This window comes from Streptomyces sp. AC558_RSS880, from assembly GCF_019049255.1.
Classification (GTDB): Bacteria; Actinomycetota; Actinomycetes; order Streptomycetales; family Streptomycetaceae; genus Streptomyces.
In genome coordinates this window covers 25,624-44,218 of sequence record NZ_JAGMUJ010000007.1, presented here as the reverse complement: position 1 = coordinate 44,218, position 18,595 = coordinate 25,624, and the positions used below count along the sequence as shown (strand labels likewise).

Here is an 18,595-nt window from a genome sequence, read left to right as displayed (position 1 = left end):
CTCAGGACGCATCGTCGATCAGCCCGAAGCCCTCCGGGAACTCTTCCAGGAACTCGCGGCGAGCCGGGTCGCCTTCGGCGGCCGCCATCTCCCCGACCAGCTCGATCAGCTCCTGTCGCTGATCACTCGGCAGCGTGCCGACCACGTGGGCGACACCCTCCATGACCTTGACCGCGTCGTCCTGATCCATCTGCTCGTCTTCGCTGCCGTCGATGAACCACAGGACATCGACCAAAGCCTCGGCCAAAGCACGAGTCAGCGAGGGGTACGAGGACGTCACGAGGGCCTCCCGGCGGATCAACGGCAGAGTCCGACCATCCCACCACACACCACTGACATCACTGTCCGTGAGTCTCCGCAAGAAGTGGGCCGGAGCCCGAGAACGGGAGTCGTCCGCCGACGACTCCCGGAGTCGCCGCGCGTCCCCGCGCCATGATCCGTGCCGATGACTTCGGGAGTCATCCGGAGGCCGCTTTCACCTGGTTCGTTCCGGCGGAGACCTCCTGGCCCGAACGCGTCCGCCGGGTCCGGTCAGTCGGCCGTACGCAGCACCAGCCGCACGACCCCCTTGACTCCTCGCCAGAGCCAACCGAACAGTCCTCCCCCCGAAGCAAGGTCAACGGCGTCCGCGGCAGGCTGCGACCAGTCCAACTCGGAGCGGCACCGGGAGCAGGAACGGGGCCAACTGCGCTTTCGCGCACCGCACTTCTTGCACATCGCCATGACCTCATTCTCCCCTACCGCCGTGCCCCCCTTCCCCGTCACCTACGGAAACCCACGAGCCCGGACGCGGCGGCCCCCTCGGCCGGCCGCCCCACCGGAGCCCCGTCCACCGGCCGCCTCGTGCCCGGGACGCGCGCCAGGTGTACGAGGCCATGACGTCGCCTGCGGGACAAGCAGCCTGGTGACACAGGTGACACAGGTGACACAAGGGAGTCCTCCCGTCGCCATCGCCGGGAGGACGCGTTTCGCCGCTGAGCGCGCGTCGCTGTCGCCGCTAGTCGCTCGCCTCCGGCCTGGCAGCGGACGCGGCCGCGACGGCCGTAGCCAGTGGATCACGGGCCGCCCTGCCGAGGAGGTCGGTGAGGTCGGGTGCGGTGCCGTCCAGGAAGCCGTGCCGGACGCCTGTGGCGATCGAGGCGAGCATCGGCGGCTGGAACGGCAGCAGCCCCGCCGTCTCGTCGAGGAGCCGGCGCCGGTACTCACCGAGGCTGACGGTGCGGTGCGCGACGCCGAGTTCGTCGGCCACCTGCCCCGCCGTGATCGGCGTGCCGACGAGGTCGTAGACGCGCCCGCGATGAGGTGCGGGATCCGACGCCACCACCGCCGCGACCTCGGCCAGATCCTCTCGCGGGACCGCGGCCAGGGCACCGTCCCCGAACGCGGACTCCACACCGTCACCGGCCCACATCAGCAGACCGCCGAAGAGTTCGGCGTACAGGCCGTTGCGCAGGATCGTCCACGGCAACCCGCTCGTCCGCACGAGGCGTTCGGTCGCACGGTGTGCCAGAGCGAAACCGAGATGGTCGCCGGCAGTGGTCAGGCTCGTGTAGACGACGTGGCCGACGCCGTCACGGACGGCGGCGTCCAGGATCGCCGCGTGCCGGGCGACGACCTGGTCGTCCTCGGCATAGCCGGCGGAGACGAGCACCAGAGTCGAGACGCCGGCGAGGTCGAGGCTCACGTGGTCGTCGAAGTCGAGACGCCGCATCCCCTCGCCCGGCGTGCGGCTGCCGCCCGTCGCAGCGGCACCACGGGCGTGCAGCGCCGCGAGAGTGGCCGAGCCGAGGTTCCCGTTCGCTCCGGTCACCAGAATCATGATCGATCGCAGTCTTCCGTAGTGGTTCTCATCAGTAACTACGCTTGATCCTCGACCGCACGCCCACCGGCCACAAGAAGGCAGTTCGATGTCACTCACGCACACCGGGGTAACCACCACCCCCGCCGACCTCGACCCGTGCGGGCGCGAGGACCACCCCGACTGCGGCATCCGCGATGTCCTGGATCGCATCGGGGACAAGTGGTCGGTGCTCGTGATCGTCGAACTCGCCGGCGGGCCACGTCGCTTCCGAGAACTCCAGCGCGCCATCGACGGCATCTCCCAGCGCATGCTCACCCTCACCGTGCGCAGGCTCGAACGTGACGGCCTCGTGCTGCGCACCGTGTACCCGACCGTCCCGGCCCAGGTCGACTACCGCCTGACCGGGACCGGGGCCGGCCTGACCCACCTGGTCAAGGCACTCGCCGACTGGTCCCTCGCGCATCGTGCCGTCATCGCCGAGGCACGGCATGCGTACGACCGGGCCCACCCCGACCACGACATCCGCTGACACGAGCAGCTGTCGCCGCATGCCGGACACCTGCTGCCCGAAGGCCGTCGACGACGTCGTGACCGGCAGCACGTCGTCGACGCTCGCGACCTCCATGGCCCGGTCGAGCTCGCCCGGGGCCTCGTGCGCCCGCCTTCCGCGACCGAGTTCGCCGTCCCGCGGGAGCAGCCGTGCATCGCGGTCCCGGTGCTCTCGCTTCTCACCTGGGCGACCTCGCCGACGAGGTCACGGCAGCGCGGGGACTCAATCCCCGATGCCGTCCGAGGCCGACCGCGACGTCAGGGCCTCGGCAAGGCGGTCCACACCGAATCCGCTGATCAGTAGGCGTTCTTTGCGGTTACCGGTGAGCAGCTGGCTCCATGGGACGAAGCCACCGTCGCCGACTTCCAACCGGTTGCCTCCGATACTGGTGTAGATCTTGAAGCAGACGCCGGTGTAGTAGCCGCGTCCGGTGGTCCGGTCGGGGTCCTCGCACACTTCCACCTGTGGCAGCCCGGCGAGGTCGTGGCGCACCCGCTCGAGGGTCGGACCAGGCGCGTCGTCCAGAAAGGTCAGTCCGATCCGTGTGTCCTGTGCCCCGATATCGGCCATGACCTGGGCGGCGAACCTCAGGTGCTCGGTCAGGTGCTGGTGCTCGAAGAGTCGGTTGCCGGTGTCCCGGCCGGCTGTCACCAGACCGAAGAGCTGGAAGTGGGCGAGATTCCCCGGACCCTTGAAGCTCTGGGCGCGCACCACCCGCTGGCCGGCCGCCAACCGGACCGGCACGTTCGAGCGCGGGTCGGCGGCCAGGGCCAGAGCACGCCGGTGCGATGCCTCCAGCGCGAGTGCGTTCGTCGGATCGGCGGCCACCTCGCTGCCCCGGACAGTCGCGATCACCTTGCGCGGATCGACGGTCGCCACGGCCGAGTGCGTGGCCAGTGGCACGACCGGGGCGAGCACGAGGACCTCGAAGCCGTCGGGCAACGCCGACACCAGCGCGTCCTCGGCGCGACGCAGCGCGGCGAACCCGACCGGCGCCGGGGCCACGAACCGGTCACTGCGATAGCGCCGCATCACCTCGGCCGGCGAGACCCGGTCCGCCCGGCGCCGGAACACCTCCAGCAGCAAGGTGGTCAGATCCGCGCCCGACACTCCGTCGACCAGCAGTTCCAACAGCTCCGGCCCGTCGGCCCGCGCCAGAATCCGACGTAACGCCGGGTTGAGCGGGGTGTCTCCGGTGGGGTCATCACGCGTCATGGACGTCGAGTATCACGGTTCGGAGATCAGCAGGACCACCGAGTTTCTGTCACTTGCCGTCCCGGCTCTCGAAGTCGCGCCGACGCTCCCGCCGTACGCGCTCGGCCAGAGCGGGGACGGCGAGCGAGCTCGCCCGGAGGGACCGCGCGACGCGCTCAAGAACCTCCTCAACCGGCTGCACCCGTAGATCAACAGGCCGGCCCATGGGCGCAAAGAGCGTCATGCAGAAGACCGTAGTAGCGGGGCGATGGGATGCCTCGTCGTTCCCGTAAGCCGACAGCGCAGGAACTCAATCTCCGATGTCGTCCAGGGCCGACCGCGCTGCCGCGGTGAACTCACCTATCCGTTCCGAGAGCCGGGCCACTTCGACGGCGTGACGCTCCACGAAGCGGACGTTGCCGTCCGGGGCGTTCGCCGGCGAGTCACGGAAGGCGAGCAGAGTCGTCTGCGTCGACTTGAGCGTGGTGTAGACACTCCGGGCGGCCTGCTCCACCGTCTCCGGCCCTTCGACAGCCAGATTGGCCCAAGCTGCCTGCGCGAGCGCTAGCTGCCCTTGCGCATGCTGCATCCTGCGATCGACTTCCTCGGTGTCCCGTTCACCCACGAACGCACGACCGGCCATCTTGAGAGCGTGCTGGCACTCGGTGGCTGGAGCGAGGAAGGCACTGTACGCATCCCGACGCACCTGCCTGCGCCAGTGCGCGTGCTCGGCCCTTGCCTGGGCCTGCACCTGCTGCCGACTCGACCACCCCGTGATCGCCGACGCGAGAACGGTGCCCGCCACGCCGACTGTCGCTCCGAGTAACGCTGCTCATCCTTGATCCACAGAGGGTGTGTCTACCGCATGCGTCACCTCCCTTGCCATGCAGTCTCCTTCTGGCGCGGGTGTCCGCAGTTCACGGCGCCTGATCAGAAGCTCTCTGCTCCCAGTACCTCCGGTGATAGCGGAGGTACTCCGGGTGGACTCGGTGGCTGTCCCTCACGGTGAGCTTCGGCAAGAGCCTCGCGCCTGCGAGGTCTGACCGCACGATGACGGACCCCTCTTCATCCACTGTGATCGCGCCGATGTCGAGTCGCAGATGACAGTTGGGGCAGAGGCACAGAATGTTGGGCTCGACATCGGGTCCGTGATGGGGCTTCCCCAGAGGCCGTATGTGGGCGCCCTGGCTGTATGGGCTACCGTCTGGGCCCATCAGACGCAGGCCACACAGCTGGCACTCCCCTTCATAGAGTTGCTTGATCCGTTGTGCGGCAGCCGTGTCCCTGACCAGGCGGCGCACCCGCATGCTGCGCGAGCGCGGGAACTTCTCTACATGCGTGGGCTCGTCGTCAAGTTCCTCAAGCACTTCGATGAGGTGACGTTCGGCCGGGGTCTGCACCTGGTTCGGCTCGGGCAGTCTCCGTAGGTCAAACTGACATATGTCGATCGGTGATCCATCTGGAGCCGGTTGCTTGGAAGGCGTCGTGCGCACTTCCGTAATCTCGTACAGACCGTCGTACCTGTAGGAGTTGGACGGCGAGTACCGCGAATCCCCCTTATACCCCCGAATCACGCGGATGGGGTACCCCCGCTCATAGCTGAGTCGGAGCGCAGCATTGTCCTCGTAGGACCATGACTGGCTGCGAAGCAGCCTGCCCGTGGAGTCCTTGTCCTTCCCCGCAGAAGCCCCCGTGTATTGGATCCGCTCCCAGTCGTCCTCGTCGTCCACATAGCCGCCGTGCAGGACGATCGCGTCACCGACCTTGCTGCCATCCTTGTCGAGCAACCAAGAGATGCCTTTCTGGTTCGTCTGGTGCAGTTGCGCGTGCTGCACATCTTTTCGCCGATGGAAGACCATGCCGACGGGCACGCCCTCTATATGTCCGATGACACGTTCGATTCTCATCCATCCATACTGGATCGAAAGTGATCGTTTTTTGCCGAACTACTCCTCAGCGCTGCCGAGTTGTGACCGTCCAGCGAACAGTGCCGACCAACCTCACCCTGGACTGTCAGAACTCTCTGTTACACATGACCCGAGTTGTCCGACGTGATCGAAGGAGCCCGTGTGTCTGAGCTGGAGGATCTGTCCCAACCTGCCGTGGGCCTGTATGAGCAACTGATCACGCTCCGCTTCGAGCAGAAGCTGCAGCAGCTCTCTCAGCTTGGCTGGCACCCGATGAGCGAAGCGGTGGGCTCGGAGTCGGTTCCTCATGTGCTTGCGCGGCACGTCTCACGCACCGTGCGCCGCGTTCTGCAGAACCTGCCCGCTGAGGAGCGCGTGCACGCGGCTAACCACATCCTGGAGTCCATCGGCACGCTGAAGGGCGCCCAAGAGTGGGTTGACCTCATCGCAGACGGCCCTCAGCAGCTCCTAGCCATCACGCGGCAGGAGGCACCGGGGGTCTTCGCCGTACGCCCTGGCATCCCGCTCTCAGATACCGCGCTCCTGACCAACTCACCCGAGGACCCCGGCCTGGGGTTCGAACTGCGCGCAGAACTTGCCACTGCCGATCGTGTGGATCTCCTGTGCGCCTTCGTCAAGTGGCACGGGTTGCGGGTCATCGAGCGGTCCTTGCGGGCGGCTCATGAGCGGGGGGTGCCGATACGGGTCTTGACCACGACGTACATCGGCGCCACTGAGCGGCGAGCACTGGACCGGTTGGTCGAAGACTTCGGAGCCGAGGTCAAGGTCAACTACGAAACTCGCTCGACGCGGCTCCACGCCAAGGCCTGGCTGTTCCGACGGGACAGCGGTTACGACACCGCGTACGTCGGTAGCTCAAATCTGTCGAAGGCCGCTCTCCTCGATGGTCTGGAGTGGAACGTTCGCTTGTCCTCCGTAGCCACGCCCGATGTGATGCGGAAGTTTGAAGCAACGTTCGAGTCGTACTGGAATGACCCGTCCTTCGAGACGTACGACCCTCACGCTGATGGCGGACGCCTGCAAGAAGCGCTGGCAGTGGCTGGCGGTGCGCTGTCAACAGATCGCGCCATCACACTGTCCGGCCTTGAGGTACGGCCGTATCCCTATCAGCGGGACATGCTCGAGCGCCTCGATGTCGAGCGTGAGGTACACGGCCGACACCGGAACCTCTTGGTAGCGGCGACCGGCACGGGCAAGACCATCATGGCTGCACTTGATTACAAGCAGCTCCGCGAGAGACACGATCGCGACCTGCGCCTGCTGTTCGTCGCTCACCGCAAGGAGATCCTGCAGCAGTCATTGCGGACCTATCGGGAAATTCTGTTCGATGCGAACTTCGGAGAGTCCCTGCATAGCGGTGAGATCCCGGAGCGCTGGACACATGTCTTCGCGAGCGTTCAATCGCTCAACGCACGGACGCTTGATCGTCTCGCCCCCGACCACTTCGACGTCATCGTGATCGACGAGTTCCACCACGGAACCTCACCGACCTACCGGAAGATCATCGATCACTTCAAGCCGATGGAGCTGCTGGGCCTGACTGCCACGCCAGAGCGCATGGACGGCAAGAACATTCAGGACGAGTTCTTCGATGGCCGTATCGCCGCCGAGATGCGACTGTGGGAAGCTCTGGACAACAAGCTCTTGTGCCCCTTCCACTACTTCGGCATCAGTGACACCACTGACTTGAGCGACGTGGAGTGGAAGCGCGGAGCGTACGACATGAGCTCGCTCAGCAACGTCCTGACGGGCAACAAGGTCCGCGCTGGCCTCGTCGTCAAGGCCGTCGAGGAGAAAGTGGCAGACCCACACCGCATGCGGGCCTTGGGGTTCTGCGTCTCCGTCGCTCATGCGCACTTCATGGCGGAGTCCTTCCGCTCGGCTGGTTTCAATGCCGTAGCGGTGTCCGGGGAGACGCCGGCCGATCAGCGACGGCAGGCGCTCTCGGATCTGAGATCGGGAGCACTCCAGGTGATCTTCTCGGTCGACCTTTTCAACGAAGGCGTCGATGTCCCAGACGTGGACACTCTGCTCCTCCTCCGTCCGACCTCGAGCGCGACTGTGTTCCTTCAGCAGCTCGGCCGTGGACTCCGGCGCTCCGACAACAAGGCCGTGTTGACCGTGCTGGACTTCATCGGCCAGCACCGTAAGGAGTTCCGTTTCGAGAACCAGTTCCGGGCCCTCACGAACCTGACGCGCAAGCGGCTGCTGGACCACATCGAGCATGACTTCCCGAAGCTCCCCTCCGGCTGCGAGATCGTGCTGGAGGAGAAGGCGAAGCGCACCATCATCGCCAACATCAAGGACCAGCTCAGCGTCAATGTGTCCACGCTGGCGCGTGAAGTCGCTGACTACGGAGAGCCCCTCCTCGGCCGCTACCTGGAGGAAAGCGGCCGAGACATCAAGGAGGTGTACCGAGGGAACGGGAACTCCTGGACCGGGCTGCTCCGCCGCTCCGGCCTGATGGACCGCGAGGCTCCGGAAGGTGAGGTCGCTCTCCTCAAGCGAGTGCCCGCCTTCCTCCATGTCGACGACCCACTACGCGTGGCTGCGTACACGCGCATGCTCGAAGATGATGCCGCCCCCTACACCGACCTCGATGAGCAGACGAAGGCATACGCCCGCATGCTGTTCTTCCAGCTCTGGCCGCTGGGCGGTGTCACGAGGAAGGGCTTTGCGAGCTACGACGCAGGGTTTGCCGTTCTCCGAAAGCAGCAGGCCTTCCGTAGCGAGCTACGCCAAGTGCTGGCGTACAACCTCGCCCATACCGAGCACGTACCCATTCCCCTCCTCGGTGTGGCCGGTGATCGGGGCATCCCCCTGACCGTGCATGCCTCCTACAGCCGAGAAGAGATCCTCCCTGCGCTCGGGCAGGCGGACATCGGAGGCTTTATGCCTGGCGACTTCCGCGAGGGCGTGAAGTGGTGCGAGTCGATCGCGACGGACGCACTTCTCATCACCCGGGAGAAGGATGAGAAGGACTTCTCCCCTCAGACTCGCTACCACGACTTCGCACTGAGCGAGACCCAGTTCCACTGGGAGTCCCAGAACCAGACCTCCGAGACATCCCCGACTGGGCTGAGGTACCAGCATCACGCCGCCCAGGGCAGTCATGTACTGCTCTTCGTCCGCCGTTACAAGACCACCGATATAGGCGGCGCTCAGCCGTGGATGCTCCTGGGCCCTGCTGAGTATCAGGGCCATGAGGGCAGCAAGCCGATGGCCATCACCTGGAAGTTGAAGCATGAGCTCCCGGCGGATGTGCTGTCGTACGCCAAGGCGGTAGCGGCGGGCTGACCGTCAGCGGGAGGCGCGGGTCGCCTCCCGCTCGGCCTCGAAGTGCGTCTGCGCGCGGTCGAGCACCTCGTCCGCGTCGCAGCCGTGGGCCCGGAGCCAGCGGAGGAAGTCCGTGATGACGTCGATCACGGACTCCTCCGCCACCGTCCGACCCACCCTGCCGAACCCGAGTTCGTAGCGGCAGGTCGGCGGCCTCAGCGTCGCGTACATGTCCAGCAGCGCCTCGGCACGCGTCACCGACGGGTCCGTCGCGCTGCCGGCCGATGGCGTGAGCCCGGTGGCCAGCTCGCACCACGTCACCTTGCGGTCCTCGTGGAGCTGGACGCCCCAGCGGTCGGTGAGGGCCTCGACGAGAGCCATGCCCCGTCCGCCCTCGGCGTCGACGTCGGCGGCGACGAGGGTGGGCAGCGCCCGGGTGTCGGGGTCGTGGACCTCGATGCGCAGGTACGCGCCGTCCACGGAGACCGCGAGTGAGCCCGGCGTGCCGAGACCGACATGGGTGACGACGTTGGACACGAGCTCGCTGACGCACAGTTGGGCCGCGTCGACGAGCCCGTGCAGATTCCAGGCCGCCAGGCAGAGGCGTACGACGCGCCTCAATGCGGCCACTTCCTCGGGGTGGGCGGTGAACTCCACGTTCCACGGCTTTCGCGTCAGGCACGCTTCCTGAATCAAGAGGGCTCTCCCATCTGTGTTCACACCCGCCGTTCACCAGCGGAGCGTCACGAGTCATCACTCTGCGTCTCCCGCCGGCGTTCAGCATGGAGCCGGCACATCCCGTCGTGCAATGTGCACGACGGGATTCCCACTTCCGTGTGATTGGCAAGCCGCCCTCTTGGCATGAGACTGAACACTCGTTACAGGCCCGGGGTTTGAGAGGATCGAAATGGCCGGTTCACCGACGGCACGCCGACGGCGTCTGTCGATCGAGCTGAAGAAGCTCCGGGAGAAGAGCGCACTGACCTGCGCCCAGGTCGGCGAGGCGCTGGACTGGAGCGGCTCCAAGGTCAACCGTATGGAGACCGGCAGCGGCAGGGTCCAACCGTCCGACATCGACGCGCTGTGCCGGTTCTACGACACGAGTGACGAGCTGCGCGAGTTCCTCAAGTCACTGGCGCGAGAGGCGAAGACGCGCGGGTGGTGGCAGGTCCACGGCGCGGGTGTGCCCGAGTGGTTCAACATCTACATCGGCCTGGAGCAGGACGCCTCCACGCTCCGCCAGTACCAGTGCGAGGTGCTGCCGGGCCTCATGCAGACCAAGGCGTACGCCCGCGAACTGCACACGACGGGCGCGCACATGTCGGCCGAGGACATCGACCGGGCCGTCCGCGTACGGCTGGAACGCCAGGAGATGCTGGCGCGACCGGACTCCCCCGACGCCTGGTTCATCGTGCACGAGGGCGCTGTGCGCAACGTCATCGGTGACCGGGAGATCATGCGGGAACAGCTCGAACGGGTATTGGAGACGACCGAGTTGCCGAGCGTGACCCTGCAGGTCCTCACCTTCGACTCCGGCACCTACCCGGTGACGGGCTCCTTCACCATGCTGGGCTTTCCCGCCCCGGAAGACCCTGATCTGGTGTACCGCGACGGGATCACGGACGCGGTCTACCTGGAGGGCGAGCATCATGTACGGGAGTACACGCGAGCGTTCGACGGCCTGCGCGCCGCGGCCTTGAGCCCTCAGCGCTCCGCTCAGCTGATCAAGTCCGTCGTGAAGGAGCACTCGAAGTGAGCACCACAGCCCCGGCAGGGCACTCTCTGGTCTGGGTCAGGTCGTCGTACAGCAACGGCGCCGGGGGTGAGTGCGTGGAATGTGCGACCAGTGACGGCAGGATTCACCTCCGCGACTCCAAGGAGGTGGAGGGCCCCGTGATCGCAGTGGGCCACGACACCTGGGCATCCTTCGTGCAGACGATCCGACGGAAGTAGCCGGCGTGCCTTACCCGCTCGCTGGCCGGCAATGCCATGTGCCGAAGGTCAGAGAACGGCGTCCTGCCCCCATGTACCCGTGGAAACCTGGAAGCCGTGCCTTGCTGAAGCTCCCGCCTTCGGTTTTGAACGATCACTGCACAGGATGCGGACATGTAGGACACTCTTCGTAGGACTGGGGAGATCAAGGAGCGAGAGATCGTGAGCGCAGAGCACGTAGAGACGCCCATCCCTGCGCCATTGCCGTTGAGGACCATCGGCGACATCCGGGCCGCTCTGCGGTCCGGGCATGGCTTCCCCGGCGACCAGGAAACCTTCGAAGCGGATCTCCAGCGTGCGCTGGAGGCCTCGTCGGAGACGGACCTCAATGCAGTCGCCGCAGTGATCGTCGACTACCGGGGGCGGATTCGCCTCTACCAGGACCCGGACTTCGACATCGCCATACAGGAGGGCCTCGACCTGGCGGCACAGCTGAAGCAGGAGGATCCACGCGCGTGAGCGGTGTGATTGCGGCCGTCACCGTACGGGCTGCCCAGCGAGCGAAGGATCTGGGAGCCGAACAGGACTTGGAGGCTCTACGGCAGGAGCTCGAACAGGCTCCGCGCCTCGGTGTGCGGCTCGGGCCTCCCCGTCACGACGGTACAGAGGTACGCAAGACGAGAATCGAGCCCCGAGACGGCGTGCCGGGGTTGGCCGTGGCGTATGTGTACACGCCGTCTCCGCCACCCCCGACCGTGGCGATCGTCGCTGTGACGCCGGATGACGGAGCCCGCGAGGAGTAGAAGAGTAAATGCGATCGCGTCATACCGTCCCGGCGACCACCCGGTACACGATCTCTCCGTCGAACTCGGTGAAGCCCAGCGTCCGGTAGAAGGCCCGCGCGTGGGGATCGTCCCGGTCCGTCATCCACTCGGCCCGGCTGCACCCGGTCCGGTTCGCGCCCCGGCGTCTACTCCACCATGCGCTCCGCGTCCCCCGGAATCCAGGGAAACGGCACGTCGGGCCACCGCACGGAGGCCCACGCGTCGACGTCGACGGCGAGAACAGCCTCGATGAAGACCTGCGGCGGGCGGTAGCCGTGGGCAGTGACGTAGTGCGTGATGAGGAACGGGGCGGCGTAGGCGATGCCGGGGTCGCCCGGGATCCGTAGCTCACCGTTGCCCTCCGGGGCCGGCTCGTCCCCCGCCGGGCACAGGTCGCACTCGTGCACGCCCAGGCAGACGTTCATCCACTGGACCCGCTGGACGGCCTTCAGCTTCTCCACGAACCCGTCGGGGACCGGGCCCGTCGAGTACGGCTTGCCGGCCTCCAGCCAGCCGACGTTCAGGCGGGTGTACGCGGGGCGGTACCAGAGCCCGTGGAAGCCCGACTCCAGGTCCGTGAAGGTGTCGTCGTCCAGGTAGTCGTACTCGCTGAGGTCCTCGTAGAACACCCGCGCATCATCGCCTCGCGGTGGCGGTCACCACACCCTGGCCGGGCGTCGCGTCACATTCCCGGCGGCCGTGTCGTCGTACTGCTGAGACACCGTCCAGCACGGAGCAGAGGAGAGGGCGCATGTCGGCAGCCGGGACAACGGGCAACGCAGCAACGATCCACCGTTTCCACTCCGCCGTGAACAGTGGCGACCGGGATCTCATCGCCGAGGCCGTCGACGAGCTCGTCGCGCCGGATCTGCTCTTCCACGCGCCGGTGCCGATGGGCCTGTCGGGTGCGGAGGCCCTGAAGCGGGTGTGGGAGGTGCTTCTGCGGGCGTTCCCCGACATCCACGTCACCGTCGAGGAGACGATCTCGGAGGGTGACAAGGTCGTCGTCAGGAGCACGGTGACCGGGACCCATCGGGGCGAGTACCAGGGTGTGCCGCCCACCGGGAAGACCGTCACCTACAGCGAGATCTTCATCTTCCGCTTCGCGAACGGGCGGGTCGCCGAGGTGCGGGGTGTCGTGGACGTCCTCTCGCTGCTGCGTCAGCTCGGCGCCTTCCCGTCCTGACGAGGCTCATGAGCCGGGATCGTCCCGTCTCGGGGCTCCGCTCCGGTCGAGGAAGGCCGGCACCCGGCACCAGGGCGGGTCCGCCGCGGCCGGGGCGCCGCAGAAGGGGCGGTGCTCGGGTGCCCTGTCTTCGTGCGCTGAGGGATTGAGAACGCTCAACCCCTCAGCGCTGCTGGAGACGGTGCCTCGGGGTGGTCACCAGCAGGGGCTGCCGTCGTCCTCACGCCAGGCGATGTCCGTGACGTACATGGGCATCGTGAAGTAGCTGCCGTGATTGCTGGAGACGCATGCCGTCTTGGGCCCCTGCTCCTCGTGTCCGACGATGACGTACGTCATCGTGACGTCCTGGGACGTCCTGTTGTAGAAGATGTGGCCGAGAGCGCTGCCCGACCATTCACCGTCGGTCACCAGCGACGGCTGCATGTCCGTGTCGCCGTACCAGAACTCGGGCCAGACGCAGAACGTACCCGTCTGGCAGTTCCCGGGAGACCACGCCGACGCGCTGGGCGCGGATGCCATGACACCGAGGAAGGCCGCGGGTATCGCCGCGAGGGCGAGGGACTTCAAACGCATGAAGGACTCCGATCTCAGGACGTCACCGCATGCTCACAACGAACATGTTGAAAGGTCAAGTGTCGCTTTCCGGCCTCCCCTGGCCGGTTCGAAGCCGGTTCGAAGCCGACTCGACGCGATTCCGCCGACCGGCACGAGCACCGGGGTCCGCCTCGGTCCACCTCCGTCGGCCGGGCGCGTGGACCGGTCGGGGCGCAGGCCCGGACTCCCGACGCAGGCCGGACCGGACCGGGCCGGACCGGACCGGGCCGGACCGGGTCGCTCAGCTGGTCTCATCGCCTCCCGCAGGCCCGGAGGAGCCCTACGTCACCGCCCCGGACAGCCGGTCGAGGCGCTCGCGGTGTTCCGGGAGCAGGTCGAGGCGGTCCGCGGCGAGGTTCTCCTCCAGGTGGTCGATGCGGGCGGTGCCGGGGATCGGGAGGACGACCGGTGAGTGGGCGAGGAGCCAGGCGAGGGCGACCTGGGTGGGGGTGGCGTCGAGTTCGGCCGCGACCGCGGTGACCTCCGGGCTCGCTCCCGAGTCGCCCCAGGCGACGGTGCGCCACGGCAGGAACGCGATGCCCGCCGCCTCGCAGGCGGCGAGGACGGGCTCGTGCTCGCGGTCGAGCAGGTTGTACCGGTTCTGGACGCTCGCGATGTCGGTGATCCGGCGGGCCTCGTCGAGTTGGGCGGTGGTGACCTCGGACAGGCCGATCCTGCCGATCTTGCCCTCGGTCCGCAGGTCCCGCAGTGTGCCCACCTGGTCGGCGAGCGGTGTGTCGGGGTCGACGCGGTGCAGCTGGAGCAGTTCGATCCGCTCGACGCGCAGTCGGCGCAGGGCCTGTTCGACCTGGTCGCGCAGGACGGCCGGGCGGCCGTCGAGCTTCCACTCGCCGCCGGGGCCCGTCCGGGCGACGCCGACCTTGGTGGTGACCAGCAGGCCCTCGGGGTAGGGGTGCAGGGCCTCGGCCAGGAGTTCCTCGTTGGCTCCCCCGCCGTACAGGTACGCGGTGTCGATCAGCGTGACACCCAGTTCGACGGCCCGCCGGGCGACCGCGAGGGAGGTCTCGCGGGCCGGGCCCGGTTCCGTGGGCAGGTGCATGGCACCGAACCCCAGCCGCCGTACGTGGAAGTCCCCGCCGATGGGAAACGTCGTCGGTGTCATGTGGTGTCTTCTCCCCCTCGCCCGAGGGGAACGCTAGCAGCGCGACGTGCGAGCGGCGGGCTCGTTCACCGGCCGGTCCACGACTTCAGTGAAGTAGGGCCAGCCGTCCACTTCGAGGTCCCGCACCGATGGTGAGCTCTCCAGAGCAGGCGCCGCGGCGTCGAGCAGGCGCCGGACCGTTCCCGGCTCGTAGAGGTTGAGCCAGGCGTGGTCGGGGAGGCGCACGACCGTGCCCGCCTCGACGTACGCGTTCGAAACGACCCTGTCCGGGCCCGGGGCGAAGACCAGGGACAGTCGGCGTCGCACGCCGTGTGCCGGCGCCTCCGGGAAGAGGGAGAGGGTCACCCGGCAGTCGGGGTAGTCGGGTCTCGCCCGCTGACGGACCGTCCAGTGCCAGACGGTTCCGTTCACCACCAGGCGGCGGACACGGCGCTCGTTCCCCATCGGGCCACAGTAGAACGCCAGCCTGATCGGGCGTACGGGAAAACCGCGGCGGTCAGCGGCTCAGCCCTCGACGGTCTGATCTCCGAGGCCGGAGAGGGCTTCGTCGGACAGGGGGCGGGGCGCGGGGCGATGGGTCATGACGTGGGCAACCGCCTTGACCGCTCGGCCACTTCATGAACGCCGCGAATCCGGCGGTGGCCCGCCGGACGGTCCTCAGCCGCCGGTCGGGGGGCTGGGCTCGCGCCGCATCGCCCAGAGCACCGGTCCGCCGCCCGGCAGCCGCAGCTCCTCGTGCACGGTGAAGCCGAAGTGCTCGTAGAAGGGGAGGTTGGACGGCTTGGAGGACTCCAGGCAGACCGGCAGGCCCGCGGCGTCCGCCTTGGCCAGTCCCGAACGCAGCAGGGCGGCGCCGTGTCCCTGACCCCGGGTGGCCGGGTCGGCGCCGATCACCGCCAGGTACCAGTGGGATCCCTGCGGTGAGTGCTCGGCCGCCGCCTCCACGGCGTCGCGGAACAGAGGGGCCCGGTCGCCGAGGATGTCCTGGAGCTCCTGGACGGTCTCCGCGTCGGGCACGGCCTTCGCCTGCCCCTCCGGCGGTACCCAGAAGGCGGCCGCGCCATCGGTGCGCTCGCACACGCCGTGCTTGACGTACTGCCGGGTGAAGAGTGTGGTGAAGTAACGGCCCAACGCGGCCTCGCGAGAGGAGTCGTCGGGGAAGAACCACCGCATCATCGGGTCGTCGTCGAAGGCCCTGGCGAGGGCGCGGCTGACCGCCTGCGCATCGTCGGCCTTCGCCGTCTTCGGGATGTTCGTCATCGGCATGCCGGTCATTCTGCCTGTCCGATGATCTTCGACTTCGGCGGGGTCCGCACGCGACGGCGAGGAAGAAGCAGGGCCGGGGATTCGCGCCTCGGCGGTCTGATCTCCGAGGCCCGCTCGGCGGTCATCCGGAACATGCTGAACTGAACCGACCGCGGCCGAGGGGACCTGGGCGCGAGGAGTCGAGTACGACCCGGCGGCCGGGATCACCAGGTCCTGACCGGTCGGGACACACGTACCGGCGACCGCCCACCCGGGTCAGGACACCACGCGCAGGTGGGTCGGCCAGCCGATGCGGTCGAGGAGGCGGAACACCGCCTCGATGTCCGCCGGGCTCAGCTTCACGCAGCCGTTGGACTGGTAGTCGCCGGCGCCGTCCCAACGACGCGCTTCGGACCTGCCCGTGCTGCCGTCGCGGTTCGTCTCGGAGTGGATGAACATCTCCGTGCGCGTCAGGGTGCCCCGGGAGCACGTCATGTCCTGGAGGTGGACGGCGTACCCCTTGATGAGGTTGCCGTCGTAGGTACGGGTCCTGGACCGGATCCGCCAGTTCCCGTCCGGCATCCAGCCCTTGGCGCGGGCACAGTCGTCCTGGACGCCGAGACCCGATCCGGCCCGGTAGGTGGCCCGGAGTCTCCCGCCCCGGTGGACCGAGAGCGTCGAATCGGTGGGGTCGTCGGGGTTCTTGTCGAAGACCAGGGTGGTCGCCGGCGTCGCCGCTTCGGCCTGGCCTCCGGCAGGGTCGCCGGTGAGGGCGGCCGGGGTGAGGGCCAGGGCGGTCATCACCGCCCACGCCGTCATGAGGTCGCGCAGGGAACCCATGTTCGCGTTCACGTGCCTGCCTCCTTCCTCGTTCTTTCCTCGCGGCCGGCTCCGTACGGCCACGCGTCTGTGGACGGACCCGGGGAGACGGTTGTCCCGGATGCCGTGGTCCGCCATGGCCGGCGGAGGCCGGTTCTTCGCCGGATCGGCGGCGTGCACCGGCCTCCGCCGGCGGTCGTGTCGGCAGGGGATGCTCACCCGCCCGGGGTCCCCTGCAGGGGATGCGCACCCGCCCGGGCTCCCCCGGCGGGCGGGTGCGCACCCGGACGTTCCGGGGCGGGCGTCACGGCCCGCCCCGGAACGGGGTTCAGGCGATGGCCAGGCGCACCTGGGCCTCGTTCGTCCCGGCGAAGGTGAAGTCGAACTGCTCGCGGACCCCGGAGCCGCAGGCCTGCTTCGTGCGGTATTCGCCGTTGCCGCCGACGATGCGGACCATGGCGCACTTGCCGTCCATACGGGTGTCCTCGAGCCAGCCGGACACCCGCACGGCGCCGCCCGAGCAGCTCAGGGACCAGCCGGCGATCGCGCCGTCGATCTTCGGGGACGCCGTGGACGGACAGGTGGCGGCGCTCGCCGTGCCGGCGGCGCCGACGGCCAGCCCACCGGCGAGAACGATCGTCGACAGCGCGGACAGGACGGACTTGCGGACAGCGGACATGGAGGTACCCCTTCGGATGGAGAGATGTCAGGAAGCGCACCGGCGCCACGCCCCGGGCACATCGCCCGCCGACGAGGGCGGGGCGGGTCGGCCGGGGAGCGCCGGGCACTGCATCCAGACTGACCGTGGGAGCGGGGTGCGGGAAGACATTCCGGGGGGTCTGCACAGGCGCATCCATGCAGCCGCCGTGCATCCCGCGGGAAGGGGTTCTGAGCTGCGGTTATGCCTGCCGGGAGGGGAAGTCGCCCCTCATGCGGCACGGGGACGGGCGGCGTGCATGCGGGGCGCCCCCGTGCGGACGTGGTGTCACGTGGACGGCCGGCACGGCCCGCTCACGCCGGTGTGGAGGGCGTCGGACTCGGGGACCTCTGGTACGCGGGGGCGCCGGCCGGCGGGCGCTGGAACACCAGCAGGGCCAGCCAGGTGTCGACGTCCGCCCTGCCGTTCGGCCGCAGGCCGTGGCGGTCCTGGAAGAACCTCAGGTCCTCGGCGGTCGCCGCGGTGAACTCCCCCGACACCTCCGTGCCGCCCTGGCCCGTGTTGTGCAGAAGCTCCTGGAGGGCCAGGACCGCGTGTCCGTCGGCTCCGCGCCCGAGGGGCATCACCAGTTCGGGCCACGTGTCCTCGCCCACCTTGCCGTCGGACGGCAGGTTGTTCCCGCGCTGGAAGTCCATGACGGCGTCCTGGGTCTCGTTCCCGAAGAACCCGTCCGCCTTCACCTCGTAGCCGTGCGCCCGCAGCAGGTGCTGCAGGGCGCGGCCACGGGTGAACTGGTCCTCCTTCCGCTTCATCAGCAGCGGCCACTCCAGCGGCGCGCCGCTCGCCGGCACGGCGCCGGCCGCCACACCGTCGGCCGTGGTCCGGGGACGGGGGGCGTACTGGTCACGCACGGCCGCCCCGGCGACGAAGGCCAGCACCACCACCGCGGCCATCAGCGCCGGCCGCACCCACCGGTATCGCCCCGGCGGACCCGCGGTGCCGTGCCCGCCCGTGCCGCCCGCGGCATCGGCCGCGTCGGTGGGCTCCGGGCCGTTGCCGACGGCCACTTGGCCGCTGTTCCCCTCCAGTACCGCCCGGCACAGCTCCCGTGCCTGTGCCAGCTCCGCCGCCGGGGCACGCAGATGGGCGTGCAGCGCCTCCACCACCCGCAGCGGAGCGGTCGACGCGTGCTTCGGGTTCAGGTAGCGGGAGAGCGTCGTCTGGTCGATGCCCAGCCTCGAGGCCAGTGCCTGCTGTGTGGGCCGCGTGCCGCCGGGCGCGCTCCCGGCCTCCTCCCACCAGCGTCGCAGCAGCCGCGCCAGCCGCTCCCCCGGCCGTTGCCCCCGGTCCTGCGCCTCCGGCTCGTGCGCCATGTGTCCCTCCCCGTCGTCTCGCGGAACGGCCGGGCGTCCACGCCGTCTGCATCGCTGCATAACAGCAGGTCAACCGCGTGCATGACGGAAGT

General features: G+C 68.4%; 21 protein-coding genes. 6 read left to right on the top strand and 15 right to left on the bottom strand.

The window, feature by feature from the left end; all coding sequences use genetic code 11:
• Position 1: 1 nt before the first annotated feature.
• Both KUM38_RS02475 and KUM38_RS02470 read right to left on the bottom strand, forming a co-directional pair.
• Entirely contained in the window at positions 2–280 is a 279-nt protein-coding gene (locus KUM38_RS02475) for a hypothetical protein (protein WP_217127591.1), read from the bottom strand.
• Positions 281–997: 717 nt separating this feature from the next.
• On the bottom strand, positions 998–1,819 hold the full coding sequence (locus KUM38_RS02470) for an NAD(P)H-binding protein (protein WP_217127590.1): 822 nt from the start codon (positions 1,817–1,819) through the stop codon (positions 998–1,000).
• Between the two features lie 88 nt (positions 1,820–1,907).
• On the opposite strand from KUM38_RS02470, the gene KUM38_RS02465 reads away from it, so the two are divergent.
• Positions 1,908–2,330 carry a helix-turn-helix domain-containing protein gene (locus tag KUM38_RS02465; protein WP_217127589.1) on the top strand — a complete coding sequence of 141 codons (423 nt, stop codon included), beginning with the start codon at positions 1,908–1,910 and terminating at the stop codon, positions 2,328–2,330.
• Between the two features lie 243 nt (positions 2,331–2,573).
• Here the strand turns inward: KUM38_RS02465 and KUM38_RS02460 are convergent, their stop codons facing one another.
• The 4 genes from KUM38_RS02460 to KUM38_RS02445 all read right to left on the bottom strand — a co-directional run bounded on the left by KUM38_RS02460 (position 2,574) and on the right by KUM38_RS02445 (position 5,452).
• Positions 2,574–3,566, bottom strand: coding sequence for a hypothetical protein (locus KUM38_RS02460; RefSeq protein ID WP_217127588.1), 993 nt, complete (start codon positions 3,564–3,566; stop codon positions 2,574–2,576).
• Positions 3,567–3,615: 49 nt separating this feature from the next.
• The gene (locus KUM38_RS02455; protein WP_217127902.1) at positions 3,616–3,789 is read right to left on the bottom strand and encodes a hypothetical protein; all 174 of its coding nucleotides are present in this window, start codon (positions 3,787–3,789) and stop codon (positions 3,616–3,618) included.
• 66 nt (positions 3,790–3,855) lie between these two features.
• Positions 3,856–4,350: a hypothetical protein gene (locus KUM38_RS02450; protein WP_217127587.1), complete on the bottom strand. Its 495-nt coding sequence runs from the start codon at positions 4,348–4,350 to the stop codon at positions 3,856–3,858.
• A 112-nt stretch (positions 4,351–4,462) separates the two neighbouring features.
• Complete coding sequence (locus KUM38_RS02445; protein WP_217127586.1) at positions 4,463–5,452, bottom strand: YDG/SRA domain-containing protein; 990 nt, start codon at positions 5,450–5,452, stop codon at positions 4,463–4,465.
• A 162-nt stretch (positions 5,453–5,614) separates the two neighbouring features.
• Here KUM38_RS02445 and KUM38_RS02440 point away from each other — a divergent pair, with 162 nt between their 5' ends.
• Positions 5,615–8,770: a DUF3427 domain-containing protein gene (locus KUM38_RS02440; RefSeq protein ID WP_217127585.1), complete on the top strand. Its 3,156-nt coding sequence runs from the start codon at positions 5,615–5,617 to the stop codon at positions 8,768–8,770.
• A gap of 3 nt (positions 8,771–8,773) precedes the next feature.
• On the opposite strand, the gene KUM38_RS02435 is transcribed toward KUM38_RS02440, so the two are convergent.
• Entirely contained in the window at positions 8,774–9,406 is a 633-nt protein-coding gene (locus KUM38_RS02435) for an ATP-binding protein (protein ID WP_217127874.1), read from the bottom strand.
• Between the two features lie 250 nt (positions 9,407–9,656).
• Here KUM38_RS02435 and KUM38_RS02430 point away from each other — a divergent pair, with 250 nt between their 5' ends.
• The 3 genes from KUM38_RS02430 to KUM38_RS02420 all read left to right on the top strand — a co-directional run bounded on the left by KUM38_RS02430 (position 9,657) and on the right by KUM38_RS02420 (position 11,200).
• Positions 9,657–10,505: a helix-turn-helix transcriptional regulator gene (locus tag KUM38_RS02430; protein WP_217127584.1), complete on the top strand. Its 849-nt coding sequence runs from the start codon at positions 9,657–9,659 to the stop codon at positions 10,503–10,505.
• A complete protein-coding gene (locus KUM38_RS02425; protein WP_217127583.1) occupies positions 10,502–10,702 on the top strand; it encodes a DUF397 domain-containing protein in 201 nt (66 codons plus the stop codon). Before KUM38_RS02430 ends, KUM38_RS02425 begins: the two co-directional genes overlap by 4 nt.
• Positions 10,703–10,903: 201 nt before the next feature.
• Positions 10,904–11,200 (top strand): DUF6247 family protein, encoded by a 297-nt coding sequence (locus KUM38_RS02420; RefSeq protein WP_308408887.1) that lies wholly within the window; start codon positions 10,904–10,906, stop codon positions 11,198–11,200.
• 451 nt (positions 11,201–11,651) lie between these two features.
• Here KUM38_RS02420 and KUM38_RS02410 read toward each other — a convergent pair whose 3' ends face one another.
• Entirely contained in the window at positions 11,652–12,134 is a 483-nt protein-coding gene (locus KUM38_RS02410) for a hypothetical protein (RefSeq protein WP_217127582.1), read from the bottom strand.
• 122 nt (positions 12,135–12,256) lie between these two features.
• Between KUM38_RS02410 and KUM38_RS02405 the strand changes: the two genes are divergently transcribed.
• On the top strand, positions 12,257–12,691 hold the full coding sequence (locus tag KUM38_RS02405; RefSeq protein WP_217127581.1) for an ester cyclase: 435 nt from the start codon (positions 12,257–12,259) through the stop codon (positions 12,689–12,691).
• Positions 12,692–12,886: 195 nt separating this feature from the next.
• On the opposite strand, the gene KUM38_RS02400 is transcribed toward KUM38_RS02405, so the two are convergent.
• From KUM38_RS02400 to KUM38_RS02370, 7 genes are all read right to left on the bottom strand, one after another.
• On the bottom strand, positions 12,887–13,264 hold the full coding sequence (locus KUM38_RS02400) for a hypothetical protein (RefSeq protein WP_217127580.1): 378 nt from the start codon (positions 13,262–13,264) through the stop codon (positions 12,887–12,889).
• Between the two features lie 301 nt (positions 13,265–13,565).
• Positions 13,566–14,408, bottom strand: a complete 843-nt coding sequence (locus KUM38_RS02395; protein WP_217127579.1) for an aldo/keto reductase — start codon at positions 14,406–14,408, stop codon at positions 13,566–13,568.
• 33 nt (positions 14,409–14,441) lie between these two features.
• Positions 14,442–14,852 (bottom strand): hypothetical protein, encoded by a 411-nt coding sequence (locus KUM38_RS02390; RefSeq protein WP_217127578.1) that lies wholly within the window; start codon positions 14,850–14,852, stop codon positions 14,442–14,444.
• Positions 14,853–15,065: 213 nt separating this feature from the next.
• Positions 15,066–15,683: a GNAT family N-acetyltransferase gene (locus KUM38_RS02385; protein ID WP_217127577.1), complete on the bottom strand. Its 618-nt coding sequence runs from the start codon at positions 15,681–15,683 to the stop codon at positions 15,066–15,068.
• 246 nt (positions 15,684–15,929) lie between these two features.
• Entirely contained in the window at positions 15,930–16,505 is a 576-nt protein-coding gene (locus KUM38_RS02380; protein WP_308408886.1) for a L,D-transpeptidase, read from the bottom strand.
• Positions 16,506–16,800: 295 nt separating this feature from the next.
• The gene (locus KUM38_RS02375) at positions 16,801–17,151 is read right to left on the bottom strand and encodes a hypothetical protein (protein ID WP_217127576.1); all 351 of its coding nucleotides are present in this window, start codon (positions 17,149–17,151) and stop codon (positions 16,801–16,803) included.
• Between the two features lie 332 nt (positions 17,152–17,483).
• Positions 17,484–18,503, bottom strand: coding sequence for a peptidoglycan-binding protein (locus KUM38_RS02370; protein WP_217127575.1), 1,020 nt, complete (start codon positions 18,501–18,503; stop codon positions 17,484–17,486).
• Positions 18,504–18,595: the final 92 nt, after the last annotated feature.